The sequence below is a fragment of the Actinospineispora acaciae DSM 45401 genome, assembly GCF_000620785.1.
GTDB lineage: Bacteria > Actinomycetota > Actinomycetes > Mycobacteriales > Pseudonocardiaceae > Pseudonocardia > Pseudonocardia acaciae.
Window position 1 is genome coordinate 1,414,439 of the sequence record NZ_JIAI01000002.1, and the last position, 20,917, is coordinate 1,435,355.

Consider the following 20,917-nt stretch of genomic DNA (forward strand, 5'->3'; position numbering starts at 1 on the left):
CAGCTACCTTGAGCGGACAGAAGTTGTCCGATCGAGGGGAAGTCATGTCCGACAGGATCTCCGGGCGCCGGGCCGGCGCCCTCACGCTGCTGGCCTCGGCGCAGCTCATGTTGGTGATCGACAGTTCGATCGTGAACGTGGCGTTGCCGTCCATCGAGGCGGACCTGCACATGACGGCCGGGCAGCTGTCCTGGGTGGTGAACGCCTACGTGCTCGCCTTCGGCGGGTTCCTGCTGTTGGGCGGGCGGCTCGGCGACCTGGTCTCGCGCCGCCGGCTGTTCATGGTCGGCCTCGGGCTGTTCGCGGCCGCGTCGCTGCTCGGCGGGTTCGCCCAGGCCCCGGCATGGCTGTTCGCCGCGCGCGCCGCTCAGGGGCTCGCCGCCGCGCTGACCTCACCGACCGCGTTGTCGCTGCTCACGACCACGTTCCCGGAAGGTCAGGGCCGCGGCCGGGCGCTCGGGGTGTGGGGAGCCGCCATCGGCGCGGGCGGTGCCTGCGGGGTCCTGCTGGGCGGGCTGCTGACGAGCTGGCTGGGTTGGCAGTGGGTGCTGTTCGTCAACGTCCCGGTCGGGCTGGCCGCGATCCTGCTCACGCCCGCGCTGCTGCCCGAGCAGGCCGGGCGGCGCGGGGCGACCGGGATCGACCTCCCGGGGGTGGTGGTCGCCACGGGTGGGCTGGCCCTGCTCGTGTTCGGCCTGGTCGACGCGGAGCGCACCGGGTGGCTCACCGCGCCCACGGTGGGTCGGCTGGCCGGCGCGGTCGCCCTGCTCGCGGTGTTCGTCGTGATCGAGAAGCGGGTGGCCGCGCCGCTGGTGCCGCTCTCGATCTTCCGGAACAGGCAGCTCAGCGGCGCGAACGCGGTCAACCTGCTGCTGAACATGACCCTGCTGGCGATGTTCTTCTTCATCGCGCTGTACCTGCAGCGGGTGCTCGGTCTCGGCGCGCTGCTGGCCGGCGTCGCCTACCTGCCCCTGACCGTCACCATCGTCGCGGCGGCACAGCTGGCCGGGCGCGTGATCGGTCGCTTCGGAACCCGCACCGCCCTGGCCGGCGGCCTGGTCACGCTCACGGTCGGGCTGGCCTGGTTCGCCGCCATCGACGCGCGCGGCAGCTACCTGGTCGACGTGCTCGGACCCTCGCTGCTGTGCGGGGCCGGCATGGGGCTGTCCCTGGTCGCGGTGACGGTCGCGGCGACCTCACGGGTCGAGCCGCGCCACGCCGGGCTCGCCTCCGGCCTGGTCAACACGACCCAGCAGATCGGCGGCGCGCTGGGCCTGGCCGTCATCGCCGGCGTCGCCACCGCGTACACCACCGGCCCGGGCACCGGCGAGCTCGTCGCCGGCTTCCGCGCCGGGTTCCTGCTCGCCGCCGCCATCGCCGCTGCCGCCGCCGGACTCGGCCTGGTCGCGCTGCGCGGCCCGGCCGCCGTCGGATCGCAACCCACCTAGGGCCTTTCCCGGAAACCGCAACATTGCTTGCTCGCGGGGGGTCGGGCTTCGCATGATCTGTGGTGTTCGAAATGGGCGGTGTCGATGAGGAGAATTGCATGACCAGCGGTGCACAGGTGACTTCGGCGCTTCGGCGGCCCACGGTGGTAGCGGCCGATGGCGGTCGACGCGTGGCCTCGGTCGGCAACATCTACCGATACCTGGCCATTGGCGAGCAGACCAATGACACCTACGCGCTTTTCGAGGTGACTCTGCCCGTCGGCGAGGGCGCGCCCATGCATGTGCACAGCCGGGAGGAGGAGGCCTTTTTCATCCTGGAAGGGGAGGTCGCCTTCTACAGCGAGTCGTCGTGCACGCGCGCCACGCCGGGGATGTTCCTCAATTTCCCGGTGGGGGTGGAGCGCGGTTTCCGCAATGAGACCGACGGCGCCGCGCGGATGTTGGTTCTGGTGGCCCCGGCGGGGTTGGAGGGCATGATGCTCGAGGACGGCGTCGAGCTGGAGGGACCCGACGACGTCCCGCCGCCCATCGCGACCGAGGCGCGGGAGTGCCCCCTGGCCGCCGCCCGCTACGGCATCACGCTCGTTCCCGGTGCCCTGCCCGGTGCCTGAGGTCAGCACCGACGGCGGTGTGGTCGTGGCGAACGACCAGCGGGCGGCCGACGCCGGGGCGTTGATGTTGTCTCGCGGCGGCAACGCCGTGGACGCCGCGGTGGCGACGGCCTTCGCGTTGGCGGTCACCGAGCCGTTCCTCAGCGGCCTCGGCGGTGGGGCGTGGATCGTCGGACACCACGGTCCCACCGCCGCGCCCTTCGAGGTCGCCGGCGCGATCACCGCTCCCGCCGCCGCCCGGCCGGACATGTTCGCCCTGGCCGGCAGCGACGATCCGGTCGGCTTCTACGGCTGGCCCAAGGTCGTCGACGACGCCAACATCCTCGGCGCGAGGTCGATAGGGGTGCCCGGCGCGGTCGCCGCGCTGTGCCTGGCCCACCGGCGCCTCGGCGCACTCGACCTGCCCACGATCATGGCCCCCGCGATCTCGCTGGCCGCCGACGGGCACGAGGTGGACTGGTTGGCCTCGGCGTTGACCACGTCGGCCGCGCCCGAGCTGGCCCGCTTCGAGTCCAGCGCCGAGGTGTTCCTGCCCGGCGGGCTGCCGCTGCGCGGGCCGGTGATGGGCACCGGGGACCTGCTGCGCCAACCCGCCCTGGCCCGCACCCTCGACGCGATCGCCGCCGGCGGGGCGGCCGCGTTCTACCGAGGCACCGTCGCCGAGCGGCTCGCCGAGTCCATCCGGGAGCTCGGCGGCATCCTCTCGGCGGCCGACCTGGCCGACTACCGGGCACGGTGGGCCGGCCCGACATCGGTGCGCATCGGCGACGCCGAGCTGCTCGGCGCGCCGAACACGGGGTTCCCCACCGCCGTCGAGATGCTGCACGCCATGGCCCGCACGCCGCCCGAACAGGACCCGGTCGTCGGCTGGGCGACGGCGATGGGCAGCGCGTTCCGGCGCCGGCTCGAGCCCGCCGCGGCGCGCAGCGGGTGCACCTCGCACGTGACGGCCGCCGACTCCGCCGGCACGGTGGTGTCGCTGACCCAAACTGTGCTGGACCTGTTCGGGTCGCGCTACCTGGAGCCGCGCACCGGGGTGCTGCTCAACGACGGCATGCTGTACTTCGACCCACGTCCCGGTCGGGCGAACAGCGTGCGTCCCGGGCTGGCCGGGCTCGCCGCGGTCACGCCGATGCTCGTTCGCCGTGCGGGCGAGCCGGTGGCCGCGCTCGGCGCCTCCGGCGGGCGGCGCATCATCACCGCCGTCGCGCAGGTCACCCACCGGCTGCTGGCCGGCCAGTCGATCACCGACGCCCTGGCGGCCCCGCGCATCCACGCGGAGAGCGGGACGGCCTGGGTCGACCCACGCCTGGGCTCGGCCGCGCCGCTGCTGCGCGAGCGTGGCTGGCAGGCGGTTGTCGTCGGCGAGACGCCCACCACGTTTCCGTACGCGCGGGCCAACGGAATCGACCGCCGGGGCGAGGGATGGCGCGCGGCCGCCGACGCGTTGAAGCCGTACGGACTGGCCACCGAAGGAGAAGGACGAGAATGACTTTACGCCTACCCGAAGGCAAGCGGCTCGCGGTGAACATCGGTGTCGATTTCGACGCCCAGTGCGCCTTCAACGGGGTGATGGGCACGCTCAGCCCGTCCATTCTGTCGCGCGGTGACTTCGATGTCGAAGTGGGCACGCCCCGGCTGCTGGCGCTGTTCGCGAAATACGACATCAACACGACCTGGTGCGTGCCGGGCCACACGCTTGTCACGTTTCCCGACGCCGTGCGGCGGGTCCTCGACGGGGGGCACGAGATCGCCGCGCACGGCGCCTATCACGAGGCCGTCACCGGGCTGAGCGAGGCCGAGGAACGGCGGTTGATGGACCTCCAGCTGACGCAACACGACAAGATCGTCGGGCGGCGACCCCGCGGCTACCGCTCACCGTCCTGGGACTTCTCGCAGGCCACGCTGGGGATTCTGGAGGAGTACGGGTTCGACTGGGACAGCTCGCTGATGGGCAACGACTTCTTCCCCTATCGGCCGCGTCCGGTGGTCACGCACCGGGAGCGCGCCAACGAGTTCGGGCCGCCCAGCCGGGTCCTGGAGCTGCCGGTGTCGTGGTTCATGGACGACTTCCCGGCGATCGACCACGTGCCCGGCGCGCTGCAGGGGCTGATGTCCACCGACGGGGTCTTCGCGCGCTGGCGCGACACCTTCGACTACGCCTACGCCAACGCACCCGGCGGCATGGTCACGCTGACCGTGCACGGCCTGGTCAGCGGCCGCGCCCACGCGATCATGATGCTCGAACGGTTCATCCGGCACGTCGCCGAGCACGACGGGATCTGGTTCACCGGCCTCAGCGACATCCACGACCGCTGGCGGGACTAGATCGTCCCCGGGGCCGCCAGGTCGGTGGTGATGCGGTGGTAGGTGCCGGTGGACACCATGCCGCCGTCGACGACCAACTCGGCCCCGTTGATGTACGACGCCTCGTCGGAGAGCAGGAACGCGATGGTGCCGGCCACCTCCGACGAGGACGCGGCCCGCCCGGCCGGTACCGCGCGCAGGCTCACGTCCACGAACCGGGGGTCCCCGGAGTTCAGCAGCGGGGTGTCCACCAGCCCGGGGTGCACGGAGTTCACCCTGATCTTCTTGGCGGCGAACTCCAGCGCGCCCGTCTTCGACACGCCGCGCACGCCCCACTTGCTCGCCGCGTACGCCGCCGAGAAGTAGCCGAGCATGCCGGCGATGGACGAGACGTTGACGACCGAGGCGCCGCCCGCCCGCTCCAGCGGCCCCGCCAGGTACTTCATGCCGTAGAAGACGCTGGAGAGGTTCACGCCCAGCACCCGGTTCCAGTCCTCGACGCTGGTGTCCGCGATACCGGCGCGCATGCTGACCCCGGCGTTGTTCACCAGGCCGTGCACGGCACGGTCGCCGACGGCGTCGACCAGGCGTTCCCACCCGAGCGGGTCCGCGACGTCGAGACGGTGGACGCGGCAGTCGCCGCCGTCGCGCCCGATCTGGTCGGCGACGACGTGGGCGGCATCGGTGTCGATGTCGGCGGCCCAGACCGAGGCGCCCTCGGCGGCCAGGCGGACCGAGACGGCGCGGCCCAGCCCGCTGCCCGCACCGGTGACGACGATCGTGCGGCCCGCGAACCGCTCGGACCTGGGCGTTGTACTCACAGCGGCGAACTCCGTTCGGCGTGGTGTCCCTGGCGAAGGAAGTATCCGGCCGTCGCCGTCACGTCGCCCGGTGTCGATCGGCCGGGCCGTGGTTCGTATAGGAGACGAGGAGCTCGACCCGATCACACGAGGAGGCATCGATGTCTGAGCCGAAGGTCCTGCTGGACGGCCTGGGAATCCCCGAGTCGCCACGGTGGCACGAGGACCGGCTGTGGTTCTGCAACTGGATCGACCGCGAGGTCGTGGCCGTCGACCTGGAGGGCAGGTCCGAGGTCATGGCCACCCGAGAGCCCGACAGCCACCCGATGGGCTACTCGATCGCCTGGCTGCCCGACGGCCGGCTGCTGGTGACCGGGGACAAGCTGCGGCGCCAGGAGCCCGACGGGTCGCTGGTCGTGCACGCCGAGCAGCGCGCGAACGAGATAGTGGTGGACGGCCGGGGCAACATCTACCTCAACGGCGCGGACTTCAACTTCGTCGCGGGCGCGCCGCCCGAGCCCGGCTACATCAAGCTGGTCACGCCCGACGGCCGACTCCGCCAGGTCGCCGGCGACATCCAGTTCCCGAACGGAATGGTGATCACCCCCGACGACCGGACACTGATCATCTCCGAGTCGTTCGCCGGATGCCTCACCGCGTTCGACATCGACGCCGACGCGGGGCTGTCCCACCGCCGGGTCTTCGCCAAGGGGGTCAGCCCGGACGGCATCTGCCTCGACGCCGAGGGCGCGGTCTGGGTGTCCACCGGCGTCTCGTCGATCGCCCGCGTCGCCGAGGGCGGCCGCATCCTGCAACGCGTCGAGCTGGGACCGAACCGGGCACCGTTCGCGTTGATGCTCGGCGGCCCGGACCGGCGGACCCTGTTCATCCTGACCGCCGAGTGGCGGGAGGCCGACGACCACGTCGCCAACCTCGCGCGGCTGACCAACGGCCCCCGCACCGGAGAGATCCTGACCCTGCCGGTCCGCGTGCCCGGGGTCGGCCGACCATGACCCGGGGGGCGACCCGGGCGGCGACCCGGGCGGCCGCCCGGACGCGAACCGGCCGAAAGCACGATCGCGTCCGGCGGCAACCCTCCCTCTGACCGGTGTCGGCGACCGGGCCGGGGACACAGGATGAGCCCCATGCCTGGCGACGATCCCTATCCCGGACGGCCCCGGCTGGTCGCGCTCGACGTGGTGCGCGGGTTCGCGCTGTGCGGTGTCCTGGTGGCCAACGTCGCGCCGATCGCCAACGTCGACCCCGCCGCGGTGGTGTCCGCCGCGCGGCCTCCGGGAGGCGCGCTCGACTGGATGCAGCTGTTTGTCGCGCTGCGTTTCTTCCCGATCTTCTCGCTGCTGTTCGGCATCGGGTTCTCGCTGCTGCTGACCTCCGCCACACACCGCTGCGCCCGCCCCCGGCTGGTTCTGCTGCGGCGGCTGGTGGTGCTGCTGGCGATCGGCCTGGCGCACCTGTTCCTGCTGTGGCGGGGCGACATCCTGACCGTCTACGCCGCCGTGGGCCTGCTGGTGCTGCTGCCGTCGACCTGGCTGCCCCGGTGGGTCGTGGCGGGGCTCGCCGCCGTGCTCCTCACCGCCGCGTTGCTGCTGGACGGTGGCCACTTCGCCATGGTGCCCGGGTTGTTCCTGCTGGGCTCGGCGTTGACCCGCTACGGCGTGGTCGCCGGGATCGAGCGGTCCACCCGGGCGCCGGCCGTACTGGGCCTCGTGCTCGCGGCCGGTGCGGCGCCCGTGCTGTGGCTGCAGGCCCAGTTCGAGCGGTCCGGCGACGTGGACGGCTGGGGGTTCAGGCTCTGCTACCCACTGGCCGGGTTGCTGCTGGCGGGGGTGTACGTGTGCGCCCTGCTGGTGTTGCTCCGCACGCCGTTGCGGGCCGCCCCTCGGGTGCTCTTCGAGCCACTGGGCCGGATGGCGCTGACCAACTACCTGACCGCCACGGTCTTGGTGTTGGGGGTCGCGGCGGTACACGGCCACCCGGAGCGCTGGTCGACGACGACGGTGCTGGTGATCGCGGGTGCGATCCTGGCCGTCCAGTGGCTGTGGTCCACCTGCTGGCTGCGCCACTGTCGCCAGGGTCCGCTGGAGTGGCTGTGGCGGTGGGCCACCTGGGCGCGCCGCCCGCCCCTGCGCCGCGGGCCCGACCACCGCGTGGCCGTCGCCGGTTAGGCGGGCGCTTCGGGTCTTCCTTACTTCCCGCATACGGAATCTCCGTAAAAGGTATTGACGTGTCCGCCCATTTCCCGGACTATGAAGATGTTCTACTGAGGAGGAAGTCGTGACGGGCACGTTGACGGGTTGGTCGCAGCGCCACCATTTCGGCGCGGCGAGCGATGTCGCGAGCATGACCGAACGGCAAGGGCAGGAGCTGCTCTGCAGCTCAGGCTCCCCGCCATGACGTAGACGAGCGTCATGCCTGGGAGCCGCCCATCGGGAGACCGATCGGGCGGCTTTCTATTTCGGCATGCTCAAGAAATTCCGAACTGTCGGCGAGCAATGGACGCGGAACGGTCTCCAAAACCGTTTCCCGGGGGTTCGAATCCTCCCGCCGGCGCGCTCGGCCACGCACCGAACCGCGGTGCGGGTCAGCCGTCCATTGACAACTCCACAGCGGAGCAGACAATGCCCGCACGACGTGACGGACCGCGTTCACCGCGCCGAGGTCCGCCGGAGGCGGGCATGCCGGCCGCACACCGCCGGGGCACCCGAGGTCGGGTGGGTCCCCGCGGTGGAGCGGACATCGGGGTCGTGGTGAACTCGGCGGACACGTCGGTCTTCCAAACCGAAGCAGTGGGTTCGATGCCCACCGGCCCCTCAAACCTGGCCGATGCGGCCGGCGGTCGGGCCGCCGCACCGCCAGGTTCCTGCTCACGTGGCCCGGCGGCAAGGGCACCGCATTGTCGATGCGGCGATCGCGGGTTCGAGTCCCGTCGTGAGCGCGAGACCGCCGACGTCCCGGCTGCCAGGCGCTGACGGCGGCGCATTCGGTTGAAACCCGAGGGGGCCAGGTTCGACTCCTGGGGCAGCCACCACGAAACCCGCGCGGTTCTAGCCCAACCGGCAGAGGCAACTGGTTGAGGGCCAGTCCAGTCGGGGTTCGACTCCCCGGAACCGCACCACGCCTCTCGAGCTCAACCGGCAGAGCACCCGTCCAGTAAACGGGAGGAACTGGGTTCGACTCCCAGGGGAGGCTCCACCGCCGCCGGCCGTCGGCGCACCCCGCAACTCCCGCCCTCGTGGCCCGGTCCCGGTTGGTGTAGTCGGCAGCACGGCGGACTTTGAATCCACAAGGCCAGGTTCGAGCCCTGGGCCGGGAGCGCACATCCGATACCCGGTACCCCGCCGGTGCCCGTTGGTCCAGCCGGCATGGACACCGCGCTCTGAACGCGGAGACCGAGGTTCGAATCCTCGACGGGCAGCCACCCCACCACGCCCTCGTGGTCCAACGGAGAAGACACCGGCCTCCGAAGCCGGAGATGCAGGTTCGACTCCTGCTGGGGGCGCTCGTCCATTCCCTCGAGGTGCAACGGGCTGCACGCCCGGCTGTTAACCGGGAGGCACCAGGTTCGAGCCCTGGCGAGGGAGCACATCGAGTCACGGGGGACGCGCCGGTGCGCAGGCCATCCTTGCACGATCGCCGTGGAGGGTTCGACACCCTCGTCTTCCACATTCCGTCCCGTAGCTCAACGGCAGAGCGCCTACCCGACGCGTAGGAGGCCGCGAGGTTCGACCCCCGCCGGGACGACTGTGACCGAGGCCGAAGCAGACGAGGCCCCAGGCTGTGAACCTGGGTCAAGCCGGTGCGAGTCCGGTCGGTCACCCCAACGCGCGCGGCACGGCTGCCACCCCGGGACTCATACCCCTGGGCGGCCTGGTTCGACACCGGGGCGCGCGACCCCCGGCCCACGTCACGACGGTCGTGTGGCGGCCCGCAAAGCCGTTGGTACCGGGTTCGACTCCCGGGTGGGTCTCGCATCGTCTGCTCCGCCGTGGAGCCGCACCGACAAGGAGCGACAAGGCGGGAGCCGGCGATGCTGGAGGCGCTGGTCGTCCACAAGGCGCTGCGGGTGCCCGCGAGCGACGGCCCGGCCGGGGACGGCGCGGCGGTCGCCCGGCAGCTCGACGCCGCGCTGCTGCAGGTCGGGTTCAGCGCCTCCGGCGAGCTGCTCGCGCACGTCGCGGGGCTCGAGCCCGGGGCGGCGATGGACCTCGCGGCGGGTGCGGTGCGCGCGGTCCGCGAGCTGGTCGGCGACCGGGTGTCCGGCCGGGTGCTGTGCTCGGTCCGCGAGCACCTGACCAACCGTGCCGAGCCCGACGCCGCGCGGGTGTTCGTCAACCGCAACCGCCGGGCCTGGACGACCGCCGACCGGCGCCCGCCGCTGGACCCGGCGGCGGTGGCCAAGGCCGTCGGCGTGCTGGACGGCGAGCTGGCGCGGCGGCTGCCGGCGCACCAGCGGCTGGTCGTCGACCCCTCGGCGCTGGACCTGGCGCTGCCGCTGTCCGGAACGGCCGGCGAGGGCGGGTTTGCGGTCATGCCCCGCGGCTCGCGCACCCGCGTCGACGGGGAGCTGCCGCGGTTCTTCACCCACTGGCGGCAGGCCGCGCGGCGCACCGACTTTCGACCTGTCCGCGCTGCTGCTCGACGACTTCGGCTACGCCGGCCACATGTCCTGGACGAACCACCACGCCGACGGCGCCTACTACTCCGGCGACATCACCGACGCTGCCGACGGCGCGACCGAGTTCATCGACGTGCCGCTGGCCGACGTGACGGCCACCCACGTGGTGCCGCAGGTGAACATCTACGCCGGCGAGGGCTTCGACCAGGCCGCCGAGTCGATGTCCGGGTTCATGACCCGCGAGCACCACCAGCAGGGCATGCCGTTCGAGCCGGCCACCGTCCGGTCCCGCTCGGCCATGCGCGGAACGGGACGGGTCGCGCTGCCGGTCGTGTTCAGCCGAGGGGCCGACGGCGCGTGGACGGCGACGTGGCTGCACCTCTACCCGCGAGGGATCAGGTGGGCCAACCGCACGGAGGCCAACCGCACCGGCACCGCCACGCTGGTCCGGGCGATCGTCCGGCGCCGGCACCTGACGGTCGCCTACCTGGTCGAGCTGATGCGCGAGTACACCCCGTACACGCCCGACCTGGCGCCGGCCGAGCCCGTCACGTTCATCGGGATCGAACGCCCCGACGGACTCCCGGAAGGCTCGGAGGTGATCACCCTGGACCGGCTCAACCAGCTCGTCCCGGACTGACCGGGCCGATACCATGCCGATGGAGGCCATGAGGGCGCTTCCTTATGACGGGGCTTCGGCCCCGCTCTTCACGGAAAGATCTAGCGCCCTCCTTCTCCTCCAACGGTGTCCGGTAGAAACTCTCACTCACGATCCAGGGGAGTCGACGACGTGGCACGCCTTCATGTCGGCTGCGCGATGTGGACCCACAAGGCGTGGCCAGGGCGGTTCCTGCCGCGGTCGCTGCCGGTCCAGGAGCGCCTGCGCGCCTACGCCGGTTGGTGCAACGCGGTCGAAGGCAACACCACGTTCTACGCCACTCCCGCGCGGAACACCGTCGTGACGTGGGCGCGGCAGACGGGCCCCGGCTTCCGGTTCGTGGTCAAGCTGCCCAAGGTCGTCACGCACGAGCGCCGGTTCGTCGGGGTCGAGGCCGAGATGCGGGCGTTCCTGGACGCGATCGAACCCCTCGGCGAACGGGCGGTCCTGTGGACCCAGTTGCCCGGCTCGTTCGGTCCTTCGGACGTCGACGCCCTCGGCCGGTTCCTGCGCCGGCTCCCCGCCGACCGCCGGCGCGCCGTGGAGGTGCGTCACCCCGGGTTCTTCACCGACGCCGGCTCGACGTCGCTGCTGGAGAGGTCGCTCGCCGGCGCGGGCGCGGAGTGGGTGCCGTTCGACACCACAGTGTTCTTCCAGCGCCCACCGACCAGCGAGGCAGAGCAGGACGCCTGGGCCAAGAAGCCGAGGCTGCCGAGGCGGACGCGGGCACTGACCGACCAGCCGATCGTCCGGTACCTGGGCCGGGACTCGGTCGAGGAGACGGTCGAGGGGTGGCGGCCGTGGACCGAGGTGGTCGCCGGGTGGCTGCGCGAGGGCCGGGCACCGACCGTCTTCCTGCACACCCCCGACAACGACGACGCGCCGGCGCTCGCCCGCCGGTTCCACGACGACGTGCGAGCGCTGGTGCCCGGCCTCGACCCACTGCCCGAGCCGGAGCCGGTCGAGCCCGCGACCCTGTTCTGACCCTTCACGGGGCGAGGCGTGACCACCTGTGCAGGCCCGGATCGAGCAGGCGCCGCAGTTCGGCGTCGGGCGCCCAGACGAGCGTTTCGAGCAGCAGGGCGTCGAAGTGCGCCGTGCGGCCGGTCTTGTTGTCGGTGACGCGGAGCCTGGTGGCGTTGCCGTCGTGGTCGAGCGAAACGGTGACGGAGGCGAACTCGTTCTCGATGAGCTGATCCGGGTCCATGTCGATCTCGTGCCCGGGTCAGATCAGGAAGGACAGCGTCGGGATGGGTTGGTCGCGGTTGACCAGCATGACGACCTTCCGGGACATGCGGATGACGCCGTCGACGCGGGTCAGGGTGTGCTCGACGGTTCCGGCCCATGTCGTGAGGCCTCGGCTACGGGACTCCATGGCGATGAAGGTGGCCCGGGTGTCGGTGCCGCGTTCGCCGTCGCGCGTGACTTCGACGTTGGAGATGAGGCGGGCGACCCTGCTGGCCGGGTCCTGGGAATGTCGCTTGCCGGTCTTGAGCTGTGCGACGCGCAGGGCGATGCGGGAGCGATGGTCGTAGATGACCGAGATGTACCGGTCCGGGTCGGCGGCGGACTCGGGGCCCGCCGGCACCCAGTACAGGGCGTCATCGGTCCAGAGCGCCTCCCAGTCGTCGTAGCGATGGCCGTCGGCCAGGCGGGCCTCGGCGTGGAGGAACCGCTCGGCCTCGTCGCGGGTGATCCGGGCGGCGCTCATGGCGTACCTCCTTCGGTCATCAGGTGCCTGATGTGACGCCAGATCCCGCGCTGGGTGGTCTCGTCCGTCACCGCCCCGGCGAGGTGGCCGTCCTCGTCGATGCGCTCGCGGTGCAGGCCCCGCCTGAGCGCCAGCCACTCCGGCGCCCGGCTCGCCACCCCCCGCTGGTTGCGTTCGTACATCTCCGAGTCGTCGGCGAGCAGCAGGCCGGCCGGGCCGACCGAACCGCTGACCTGGTGGAGCAGGCGCCGGTTCAGGTCGGGGGCTCCCTTGAACCGCAGTGGCGTGACGTGCTGGACGGTTCGGTCGACCGCGGTGGGCTGGATGACGAACACCTGGATCTCGGCGATGAACAGGTTCGGGAAGATCATCACGTGTGGTGAGCCGTCGACCATGATCTCGCGGGCCGCGGTGTCGCCGTGCAGCTCCCGCATCGACCGGGCGTAGTCCGGCAGCCGGTCCTCGGTGGTGCCGAACCAGCCCAACGGCAGGTCGTCGGCCCGGAACTGCGGGCGGAGGTCGTGCTCGGTGTGGCCGCCGCCGAGATCGCGGGCGGCCGCCAGGGACTTCTCGCTGTACATGGCGGCGACGTGGCTCTGGCCCACCTCGAAGATCGAGGCATGCACGAACTGCGGGTGGTAGCCGTCCGTTTCGTTCTCGACCAGCATCTTCCAGTTGGCCGCGACCTCGTGGCGGAGCCAGCCGGCGGTGAGCTCCACCTCGCCCTCGGGGGACAGGCGGGCGAGCCGGTCGAGGGCGTCGGCGGCGGCGCCGAGGTGCTCACGCAGGCTCGGACCCTCGGCGGCGAAGCTGCCGAAGACGAACCCTCGGTAGGAGTCGACCCGGGGCAGGCGCGCGAGGCCGAGTGACGCCTTGGCCTCGTTGCCGTCGTAGCCCTGCCGGAAGGGGTAGCCGAGCAGCGCTCCGTCGGTGCCGAACGTCCAGCCGTGGTACTGGCAGCGCAGCGCGCCCGAGTTGCCGCGCGCGGCTTCGCAGATCTGGTTGGCGCGGTGGCTGCACCGGTTCAGCAGCAGGTGGACGGTGCCCTGCCGGTCCCGGGTCATGATGATCGACTGCGGTCCGATGCACTTGACCACGTAGTCGTTCGGTTGCGGGAGCTCGCTCTCGTGCCCGACGTAGACCCAGGTCCGGTACCAGATGCGTTCGAGCTCGTCGGCGAACACGCGCGGGTCGGTGTACAGGGACCCGTGAACTCGGTCGGCGCCGATCAGGCGCGCGTAGTCGGGACCGTCGACAGCGCGGGCAGTCATGACCAGACCGTACCGAACGATCGGTTGATTTCAAGTCGCAACGGCCGGTCGGGTGCGCACGATCGGTACGACCAACAATACAATGCAGCATCGTATTGTTATGCGCCGACGGGACGACGGGCGTTCATACGGCGGACGTTCATACGGCGGGCGCGATCAGTCCAGGGTCGCGGTCAGCGAGTGGGGCGACGCGGCGGCGAGCGGCGAGGCGAAGATCAGTTGGTCGACGGCGTCGACGAGCTGGTTGGACGAGACGCGGCCGGTTGGCCGGTACCACTCGACCACCGAGACCGCGGCGCCGAGCGCCAGCCGTGAGAACAGCGCCGGGTCCATGCCCAGGCGCAGGTCGCCGTCCCGGACGGCCTGCTCGACCAGTGCCGTCATCGCCCGGTCGAACTGCTTGCGGCGCTGGGTGGCGCGCTGCTCGGCGGGCGTGTTGGCGTGCGTGCGGACCAGCAGCGCCACCTCGGGCAGCCGCTGGGTGATGATCTGCACCAGGCGCCGGACGATGTGTCGGACGCGGGAGATGGCGGGGCCGTCCAGGGCGCCGGGCTCCTTCAGCACGTCGAACAGCGCGTCGAGGGCGCGGCCGACGCCGAGCTCGAACAGCTCCTCCTTGGAGCTGACGTGGTGGTAGAAGCTCGACTTCGTGATCCCGGCCGCCTTCGCGAGGTCGCCCATCGACGTCGCGTCGTAGCCGCGCTCGAGGAACACGCCCACGGCGATGTCGACGATCTCGTCGAGCCGGAACGGCGGGCGGACCGAGCTGCTGATGCGCGCCACGCATGCCTCCCGCTCGACCTCGGCCGGTTCCGAACCGGGTCCAACGATAGCCGCGATCGCCCGGCCGGCGGTCCGGAGGCTTGACGTCCCGGATCCTCTACTGCCAATCTATCATCCGAACGGTCGGTTGATTCTTTGATCACCTACTGGCAAAGGGGCCACGGCGTGACCACCTACTGGTCTGCGGCCATCGAGACCGCATCGGTCGGCGAGGTCGAGCGACTTCAACGGGATGGCCTGCGGCGCACGTTGCGGGCGTGCCTGCGCGTCCCGCACTACCGTGACCGCCTCGCGCGGGCGGGTGTCGACCCGGCCGCCGTGCGCTGCGCCGACGACCTGGCCTCGGTCCCGTTCATGGACAAGGACCAGCTTCGGGCGATGCAGCCGTGGGGGGTGTGCGCGACGCCGCTGGCCGACGTCGCCCGTTTCAACGCGACGACCGGCACCACCGGCCTGCCGTGCAACATCGCGTTCACCCGCCTCGACCTGGACGACATCGGCGAGCTGGGTGCCCGCAACCTCACGGCGATGGGCGTGAACGGCGACGACATCGCGTGGCAGTGCTACGGCTACGGGCTCTGGATCGGCGGGAGCGCGCTCGACCGTGCCTACGAGCGGGTCGGTGTCACGGCCTTCCCGGCCGGCCCCGGTCGCACGTCACTGGCCATCGAGCGGCTCCGGGACCTGGGCGTCACCGTCATCTCCTGCACCCCGACGTTCGCGCTGCTGCTGGTCGAGCGGGCGCGGGAGGCGGGCATCGACCCGGCGACCGACTGGAACCTGCGGGTCGGGATCTTCGGCGGCGAGACGATGAGCCCGGCGGCGGTCGACCTGCTCACCGAGGCCATGCCGGCCGGGTTCCAGGCGCACAACACCTACGGCACGACCGAGCTCGGCGGTCCCTTCGTGGCCGGGACCTGCGAGTTCTCCGCCGCGCAGGGAACCGTCCACGTCTGGGCCGACCACCACCTGGTGGAGATCGTCGACCCGGAGTCGGGCGCGCGGGTCACCCAGCCCGGCGTGACGGGGGAGCTGGTGGTCACCAGCCTGCGGCGGGAGGCATCCCCGATGCTGCGCTGGCGCACCCGCGACCTGACCTCGTGGGCGGCCGACGCGTACGACTGCCCGTGCGGACGCCGCGCGCACCCGAAGATCAGCTGGGTCTCCGGCCGCACCGATGACGTGCTGAAGGTCCGAGGCACGCTGGTGATGCCCTCGCAGGTGGACGACGTGGTCCGCGCGACAGTGGGGACGGGCGCCGGGTGGCAGCTGGTCGTGGACAAGGACCCGGAGGGGCTGCGTGCCACCGAGGCGACAGTCGTCGTCGAGGTGGCCGGCGGGTTGGACGAGAGCGTGGTGGCCGACATCGGCCGGCGCCTCGCCGACCGGTTGGGCATCCGGCTGCCGGTGCTCGCGTCGCGCGAGCGTGAGCTTCCCCGGTACGAGGGCAAGGCCCGGCGGGTGCTGTCGGTGACGGAGTTCGCCGAGGTCGCTCCCTCGCTGGCGGCCCTGGTCGGGGCGCGGCCGGGCACCGTGGCGGAGCCGGCCCGATGACCGAGGTGATCGCGGAGGGCGACGTGCTGCTGGACGTCGCCGACGGCGTCGCCAGCCTGCGGATGAACCGGCCGGGGTCGGCCAACGGGATGTCCGTCGGCTTCCTCCGCTCGCTGTACGAGGCGCTGATGGCCTGCCACCGCGATCCCGGCCTGCGGGTGCTGGTGATCAGTGGCAACGGCAGGCACTTCAGCGGCGGCGGCGACGTGCGCGACTTCGCCTCGAAGGGGCACGGGCTGCCGGACTACCTGCGCGAGGTCACCTCGTGGCTGCAGGTCTCGGTCTCGGCCATGATGCGGCTGCCCGCTCCGGTGATCGCGCAGGTCCACGGCTTCGCGGCGGGGGGCGGCGGGTTCGGCCTGGTCTGCGCGGCCGACTTCGTGGTCGCCGCCGACACCGCCCGGTTCCTGCCCGCCGCGACCGCCGTCGGCATGGCTCCGGACGCCGGCACGACCGTGACGCTGAGCAGGATCGTCGGCATCCGCCAGGCGATGCGCATCGTGCTGACCAACCCCCGGCTGACCGCGGCCGAGGCCCACGAGCTGGGCATCGTCACCGAGGTGGTGCCCGAGGCGGAGCTCGCCGAGCGAACGCTCGCGCTCGCCGGGGAACTGGCCGCCGGCGCGCCGAGGGCGATCGCCGCCACCAAGCGACTGATGTGGGACGGCCTCGGACGATCCGTCGAACAGGCCCTGCCCGACGAGGCGCGCACCGTCGCCGAGCTGTCCGGCACCGCCGACGCGCGCGAGGGCCTTGCCGCCGTCCTGGAGCGCCGCGCACCGAGGTTCACCGGCCGATGACCGCCCGCTTCACCGGCCAGCGGGCCGTCGTCACCGGGGCCGCCGGCGGGATCGGGGCGGCCGTCGCCGCCCGGCTCGCCCGCGAGGGCGCCCACGTCCTGGTCGTCGACATCGACGCGCGCGGCGCGGAACTGACCGCCTCCAGGATCGGCGGGACGGCGGCCGGCCTCGACGTCACCGATCCCGCCTCGGTGCGCGCCGCGCTCGGCGGCGAGCCGTTCGACGTCCTGGTCAACAACGCCGGGATGGACGACTTCGGCTGGTTCACCGAGGTCGACCCGGACCGCTGGCGGAAGGTGCTGGCGGTCAACGTGGAAGGCGTGCTGGCCTGCACCCAGGCGGTGCTGCCTGGCATGCAGTCGCGCCGTTACGGCCGCATCGTCACGGTGACCTCGGAGGCGGGCCGGATCGGCTCCAAGGGCAACGCCGTGTACGCGGCGGCGAAGGCGGCCGTGATCGGGTTCAGCAAGTCCATCGCCAGGGAGAACGCGCGCTACTCGATCACCGCGAACTGCGTGGCCCCCGGCCCGACGGAGACCCCGATGGTGCAGGCCATCCGGGACATGGGTGAGCGCGGAGACACCATGCTCGCCCGGATGATCGCCGGCACCCAGCTCGGCCGGCTCGGCACCCCGGACGAGATCGCCGCCGGCGTCGCGTTCCTGGCCTCCCCGGAGGCGTCCTACGTCACCGCCGAGACGCTCGGCGTCTCGGGAGGCATGGGCCTCGGCGGCTGAGCCGAACCGCCATCGTCCGCGCACACCAGAGGAGGAGCCCGCCAATGACCGCCCCTCGCCGCACCGACGGCCCGCCCGGCCGGATGGTCTTCGCCGAGCCACCGGTGTTCGACTCCGTCGAGCAGGAACGCCTCGACCGCAGGCAACGGCTGGCCGTCGCGCTGCGCGCCTTCGCCCGCCTCGGCTTCGACATGGGCGTGGCCGGCCACATCACCGCCCGCGACCCCGAACACCCGGACCGGTTCTGGGTGAACCCGTTCGGCGTGCACTTCGGCATGATCCGCGCCTCGGACCTGATCCAGGTCGACCACTCCGGCGCGGTCGTGGCGGGCGACGGGATCCTCAACACCGCCGCGTTCCGGATCCACTCGGAGATCCACGCCGCGCGCCCCGACGTCGTCGCCGCCGCCCACGCGCACAGCCTGTACGGCTCGGCGTGGTCGGCGATGAACCGCCCGATCCAGCCCCTGACCAACGAGGGTTGCATGTTCTTCGAGGACCACGTGATCCACACCGAGCACACCGGGGTGACCCTGGAGGACCTCAAGGCCAAGGCGATCGCGCAGGGCCTCGGCCCGCACCGCGCCGCCGTGCTGGCCAACCACGGCGTGGTGACCGTCGGGCAGAGCGTGGACGAGGCCGCGTGGTGGTTCATCGCGTTCGAGCACAGCGCCCACGTCCAGTTCCTCGCGGAGGCCGCCGGCACGCCGCGGCCCGCCGACCCGGCGGATGCGCGGACCGTCCGCGACACCATGGGCACCCCGCGCGCCGCGTGGTTCAGCTTCCAGCCGCTCTACCAGCGGATCGTCCGCGAAGACCCGGACGTCCTCGACTGACCACCGGCGGGAAGGGGAGCTGGCGATGACCTCGACGCACGGCCCGTCGCGGGCGGGCGTTCCTGCGGCCTCGGCCGGTGAGGTGCGCCGTGCGGCCTGGGCGAGCCTCGTCGGAAGCACCATCGAGTGGTACGACTTCCTCGTCTTCGCCGCCGCCGCCGGCCTGGTCTTCGGCCCGCTGTTCTTCCCCGGCCTGGAGCCGGCGTCGGCGCTGCTGGCGTCGTTCGCCACGATCGGGGTCAGCTTCCTGGCCAGGCCGCTCGGCGGGATCGTCGCCGGGCACCTCGGCGACCGGCTCGGCCGCAAGGCGATGCTGGTGGCGACCTTGCTGCTGATGGGCGGTTCGACGACGGCCATCGGCCTGCTGCCCGGGTACGCCGCCATCGGGGTGTCCGCGCCGATCCTGCTGGTGCTGCTGCGCTTCGTCCAAGGGCTCTCGGCGGGCGGCGAGTGGGGTGGGGCCGCCCTGCTGGCCGTCGAGCACGCGCCCCCGGGGCGCCGAGGCACCTACGGGGCGTTTCCCCAGCTCGGCGGGTCACTCGGGCTCGTGCTGGCGAACCTGGCGCTGCTCGCGGTGTCGTCGGCGACGACCCCTGAGCAGTTCCTCGCCTGGGGCTGGCGGGTCCCGTTCCTGCTCAGCGTGGTGCTCATCGGGGTCGGCCTGGCGGTCCGGGCGGGCGTCGCGGAGAGCCCGGTGTTCGCCGAGCTGCGGCGCCGCGGTGCGCGCCAGCGGGCACCGCTGGCGGCGCTGTGGGGTGGCCACCGGCGGGAGCTGCTCATCGCCACCGGGCTGTTCGTCGGCCTCAACCTCTGCGGATACATCCTGATCGCCTTCCTCGGCTCGTACGGCAGCCAGCGGGTCGGGGTGTCGCGGTCGACGATGCTCGTCGTCGGCGTGTTCGGGGCGCTGTCCTGGGCACTGTGGACGGTGCTGGGGGCGCGCTGGTCGGACCGCGTCGGCCGCCGAGCCGTGTTCCTGGCCGGCACCGTCGCGCTGGCCGTCTGGGCGTTCCCGCTGTTTCCGCTGCTCGCCACGGCGTCCCTGCCGTTGATGCTGCTCGCGGTGTTCGGCCTGGCGTTCGGGCTCGGGCTGACGTACGGGCCCCAGGCCGCCGCCTACGCCGAGCTGTTCCCACCCGCCGTGCGGTACAGCGGCTCGTCCCTCGCCTACGCGGCCGGCTCGATCCTCGGCGGCGGGTTCGCGCCGATGGTCGCGTCCTGGCTGCTCGCCCGCACCGGCAGCGCGCTGGCGGTCAGCGCGTACATGGCGCTCGGATGCGCCATCACGCTGGTCGCGGTCCTCGCCTGGCGGGAACCGTCGAGCGCCGAGCCGGCGCGACGATGAGCGAGATCGCCGTCATCGGCGCGGGAGGCATCGGCACCGTCCTCGCCGCCGCCTTCGCCGACGCGGGTCATCGGGTCACGGTGTGCGCCCGCTCGGCGAACGCGCCGCTGCGCCTGGAACGGGACGGGGCATCGCGCGCGCTCGGCGTCCCGGTCGTCGACGACCCTTCCGAGGCGCGGCATGCGGAGTGGGTGCTGCTCTGCACGAAGGCGCATCAGACGGCGACAGTGGGCCCGTGGCTGGAGCGGACGTGCACGCCGGCGACGACGGTGGTGGTCTGCCAGAACGGCATCGACCACCGCGAGCGGCTGGCCGGCCTCGGCGGCCCGGCGGACATCCTTCCCGCGCTGGTCTACATCGCCGCCGAGCGGACCGCGCTCGGCCTGGTCCGCCACCGCCGGGGCCGGCACCTGGTCGTGCCCGCCGACCGTTCCGGCGAGCGGTTCGCCGCCCTCGCGCCGCGCGGGGTCGACGTCCGCACCGAGACGGACTTCACCACCGCCGCCTGGCGCAAGCTGCTCACCAACATCGCCGCGAACCCGATCACCGCGCTCACCGGGCAACGGATGGCGGTGTTCGGCCGGGCGCAGATCCGGCACCTGGCCGTCACGCTTCTGCGGGAGGCGGTGGCCGTCGGGATCGCCGAGGGTGCCTCGCTCGGCGAGGAGGACGTGTCCCGCACCCTCGCCTTCTACGACCGGTTCGGCGAGGAGGACGGCACCTCCATGCTCTACGACCGGCTGGCGGGCCGAGCGCTCGAGCACGAGCCGTTCAACGGGGCTGTCACCCGCCTGGGTGCCCGCCACGGCATTCCCACGCCGGCCAACCAAGCCATCTACGCGGTGCTCGACGCTATCGCGGCCTGACCGGACCGCATGCAGCTCGCCGGTCGCGGGGTCGTGCTTGGGGTGCGCGGTGTAGCCCCCGGGCAGGGTGCCGTCGAAGTCGCAGTAGCCGATCGTGTCCAGCTCGTCGGACAGCTCGTAGTTCGCGGAGCCGGCCTCGATCAGGGCCAGGGTGCGGCCGGCGTGCTGGATGACGTTGGTGTTCGCGCCCGGCGAGAGCAGCGAGGTGCTGGCCCGGCCGGTCAGGGGTGGTTCGCCGAGCGCCTTGACCACCTCGGGGCCGCGGATCCAGCGGTTGCGGTACCACTTCGCCTGCCCGTCGCGCAGCCGCACGCCGTGCACCATGCCGTCACCGAGGAACCAGTGGTAGACGACCGGATCCACGTCGGAGATCGGGTTCGGGCCGTCGCGCAGGTAGCGCCCGTCCAGGTATTCCAGAATGGTGCCCGACACATTCAGGTCGGTGATCGTAAGCTCTTTATGAACTGGAGCGAAGGCGCCCTTGAGATAGGTGTTGGCCATGGCCAAGGTTAAGCTCAGGTTTAATGGTGTCCAGTAACTATATTATAGCCCTA

At 72.0% G+C, this 20,917-nt stretch carries 19 protein-coding genes, 13 tRNA genes and 1 pseudogene; 27 read left to right on the top strand and 6 right to left on the bottom strand.

What is annotated here, in order from left to right; genetic code table 11:
• The first annotated feature begins 44 nt into the window (after window positions 1-44).
• The 4 genes from N912_RS52395 (at window position 45) to N912_RS0116470 (ending at window position 4,387) form a co-directional block, all read left to right on the top strand.
• Entirely contained in the window at window positions 45-1,448 is a 1,404-nt protein-coding gene (locus tag N912_RS52395) for a DHA2 family efflux MFS transporter permease subunit (protein WP_051580246.1), read from the top strand.
• Window positions 1,449-1,546: 98 nt separating this feature from the next.
• A complete protein-coding gene (locus tag N912_RS0116460) occupies window positions 1,547-2,059 on the top strand; it encodes a cupin domain-containing protein (protein ID WP_064745299.1) in 513 nt (170 codons plus the stop codon).
• Window positions 2,052-3,551, top strand: coding sequence for a gamma-glutamyltransferase (locus tag N912_RS52400; protein WP_156993617.1), 1,500 nt, complete (start codon window positions 2,052-2,054; stop codon window positions 3,549-3,551). Before N912_RS0116460 ends, N912_RS52400 begins: the two co-directional genes overlap by 8 nt.
• On the top strand, window positions 3,548-4,387 hold the full coding sequence (locus tag N912_RS0116470) for a polysaccharide deacetylase family protein (RefSeq protein WP_028923287.1): 840 nt from the start codon (window positions 3,548-3,550) through the stop codon (window positions 4,385-4,387). Before N912_RS52400 ends, N912_RS0116470 begins: the two co-directional genes overlap by 4 nt.
• Here the strand turns inward: N912_RS0116470 and N912_RS0116475 are convergent.
• Entirely contained in the window at window positions 4,384-5,187 is an 804-nt protein-coding gene (locus tag N912_RS0116475) for an SDR family NAD(P)-dependent oxidoreductase (protein WP_028923288.1), read from the bottom strand. The two genes, N912_RS0116470 and N912_RS0116475, sit on opposite strands and share 4 nt — an antisense overlap.
• Window positions 5,188-5,327: 140 nt before the next feature.
• Between N912_RS0116475 and N912_RS0116480 the strand changes: the two genes are divergently transcribed.
• From N912_RS0116480 to N912_RS0116555, 17 genes are all read left to right on the top strand, one after another.
• On the top strand, window positions 5,328-6,179 hold the full coding sequence (locus N912_RS0116480; RefSeq protein WP_028923289.1) for an SMP-30/gluconolactonase/LRE family protein: 852 nt from the start codon (window positions 5,328-5,330) through the stop codon (window positions 6,177-6,179).
• A 132-nt stretch (window positions 6,180-6,311) separates the two neighbouring features.
• On the top strand, window positions 6,312-7,352 hold the full coding sequence (locus N912_RS0116485; protein ID WP_028923290.1) for a DUF418 domain-containing protein: 1,041 nt from the start codon (window positions 6,312-6,314) through the stop codon (window positions 7,350-7,352).
• A 316-nt stretch (window positions 7,353-7,668) separates the two neighbouring features.
• Window positions 7,669-7,737, top strand: a tRNA-Trp gene (locus N912_RS0116490).
• 188 nt (window positions 7,738-7,925) lie between these two features.
• Window positions 7,926-7,998, top strand: a tRNA-Gly gene (locus tag N912_RS0116495).
• Between the two features lie 51 nt (window positions 7,999-8,049).
• Window positions 8,050-8,122, top strand: a tRNA-Asp gene (locus N912_RS0116500).
• Window positions 8,123-8,140: 18 nt separating this feature from the next.
• Window positions 8,141-8,215: transfer RNA gene (locus tag N912_RS0116505), tRNA-Phe, on the top strand.
• Between the two features lie 10 nt (window positions 8,216-8,225).
• A tRNA-Leu gene (locus N912_RS0116510) sits at window positions 8,226-8,302 on the top strand.
• A 1-nt stretch (window position 8,303) separates the two neighbouring features.
• Window positions 8,304-8,379, top strand: a tRNA-Thr gene (locus tag N912_RS0116515).
• A gap of 49 nt (window positions 8,380-8,428) precedes the next feature.
• Window positions 8,429-8,500: transfer RNA gene (locus tag N912_RS0116520), tRNA-Gln, on the top strand.
• Window positions 8,501-8,529: 29 nt separating this feature from the next.
• Window positions 8,530-8,605 (top strand) — tRNA-Gln (locus N912_RS0116525).
• A gap of 9 nt (window positions 8,606-8,614) precedes the next feature.
• Window positions 8,615-8,686 (top strand) — tRNA-Arg (locus N912_RS0116530).
• 9 nt (window positions 8,687-8,695) lie between these two features.
• Window positions 8,696-8,768: transfer RNA gene (locus tag N912_RS0116535), tRNA-Asn, on the top strand.
• An 87-nt stretch (window positions 8,769-8,855) separates the two neighbouring features.
• Window positions 8,856-8,928, top strand: a tRNA-Val gene (locus N912_RS0116540).
• Window positions 8,929-8,930: 2 nt separating this feature from the next.
• Window positions 8,931-9,007: transfer RNA gene (locus N912_RS63550), tRNA-His, on the top strand.
• A gap of 76 nt (window positions 9,008-9,083) precedes the next feature.
• A tRNA-Cys gene (locus N912_RS63555) sits at window positions 9,084-9,154 on the top strand.
• Window positions 9,155-9,848: 694 nt separating this feature from the next.
• Entirely contained in the window at window positions 9,849-10,442 is a 594-nt protein-coding gene (locus N912_RS60390) for a TerD family protein (protein ID WP_028923292.1), read from the top strand.
• 177 nt (window positions 10,443-10,619) lie between these two features.
• Window positions 10,620-11,444: a DUF72 domain-containing protein gene (locus N912_RS0116555; protein WP_028923293.1), complete on the top strand. Its 825-nt coding sequence runs from the start codon at window positions 10,620-10,622 to the stop codon at window positions 11,442-11,444.
• Between the two features lie 4 nt (window positions 11,445-11,448).
• Here the strand turns inward: N912_RS0116555 and N912_RS0116560 are convergent, their stop codons facing one another.
• From N912_RS0116560 to N912_RS52410, 4 genes are all read right to left on the bottom strand, one after another.
• Window positions 11,449-11,667 (bottom strand): hypothetical protein, encoded by a 219-nt coding sequence (locus tag N912_RS0116560; protein ID WP_037064493.1) that lies wholly within the window; start codon window positions 11,665-11,667, stop codon window positions 11,449-11,451.
• Window positions 11,668-11,685: 18 nt separating this feature from the next.
• Complete coding sequence (locus N912_RS0116565) at window positions 11,686-12,171, bottom strand: aromatic-ring-hydroxylating dioxygenase subunit beta (protein ID WP_028923295.1); 486 nt, start codon at window positions 12,169-12,171, stop codon at window positions 11,686-11,688.
• A complete protein-coding gene (locus tag N912_RS0116570; RefSeq protein WP_028923296.1) occupies window positions 12,168-13,442 on the bottom strand; it encodes an aromatic ring-hydroxylating oxygenase subunit alpha in 1,275 nt (424 codons plus the stop codon). Before N912_RS0116570 ends, N912_RS0116565 begins: the two co-directional genes overlap by 4 nt.
• A 156-nt stretch (window positions 13,443-13,598) precedes the next feature.
• The gene (locus N912_RS52410) at window positions 13,599-14,225 is read right to left on the bottom strand and encodes a TetR/AcrR family transcriptional regulator (protein WP_051580250.1); all 627 of its coding nucleotides are present in this window, start codon (window positions 14,223-14,225) and stop codon (window positions 13,599-13,601) included.
• A 165-nt stretch (window positions 14,226-14,390) separates the two neighbouring features.
• Between N912_RS52410 and N912_RS52415 the strand changes: the two genes are divergently transcribed.
• The 6 genes from N912_RS52415 to N912_RS0116605 are packed head-to-tail and all read left to right on the top strand — an operon-like array spanning window position 14,391 to window position 20,363.
• On the top strand, window positions 14,391-15,779 hold the full coding sequence (locus tag N912_RS52415; RefSeq protein ID WP_051580251.1) for a phenylacetate--CoA ligase family protein: 1,389 nt from the start codon (window positions 14,391-14,393) through the stop codon (window positions 15,777-15,779).
• Window positions 15,776-16,579 carry an enoyl-CoA hydratase/isomerase family protein gene (locus tag N912_RS0116585; RefSeq protein WP_028923297.1) on the top strand — a complete coding sequence of 268 codons (804 nt, stop codon included), beginning with the start codon at window positions 15,776-15,778 and terminating at the stop codon, window positions 16,577-16,579. The genes N912_RS52415 and N912_RS0116585 overlap by 4 nt, the downstream gene beginning before the upstream one ends.
• Window positions 16,576-17,316 (top strand): SDR family NAD(P)-dependent oxidoreductase, encoded by a 741-nt coding sequence (locus N912_RS0116590; protein WP_028923298.1) that lies wholly within the window; start codon window positions 16,576-16,578, stop codon window positions 17,314-17,316. Before N912_RS0116585 ends, N912_RS0116590 begins: the two co-directional genes overlap by 4 nt.
• A gap of 44 nt (window positions 17,317-17,360) precedes the next feature.
• Window positions 17,361-18,152: a class II aldolase/adducin family protein gene (locus N912_RS0116595; protein WP_342670859.1), complete on the top strand. Its 792-nt coding sequence runs from the start codon at window positions 17,361-17,363 to the stop codon at window positions 18,150-18,152.
• 25 nt (window positions 18,153-18,177) lie between these two features.
• Complete coding sequence (locus N912_RS0116600; protein ID WP_028923300.1) at window positions 18,178-19,497, top strand: MFS transporter; 1,320 nt, start codon at window positions 18,178-18,180, stop codon at window positions 19,495-19,497.
• A complete protein-coding gene (locus N912_RS0116605) occupies window positions 19,494-20,363 on the top strand; it encodes a 2-dehydropantoate 2-reductase (protein ID WP_028923301.1) in 870 nt (289 codons plus the stop codon). Before N912_RS0116600 ends, N912_RS0116605 begins: the two co-directional genes overlap by 4 nt.
• Window positions 20,364-20,366: 3 nt before the next feature.
• Here N912_RS0116605 and N912_RS62080 read toward each other — a convergent pair.
• Window positions 20,367-20,864: pseudogene (locus N912_RS62080) on the bottom strand (carotenoid oxygenase family protein); the annotation flags it as partial.
• Window positions 20,865-20,917 lie beyond the last annotated feature (53 nt).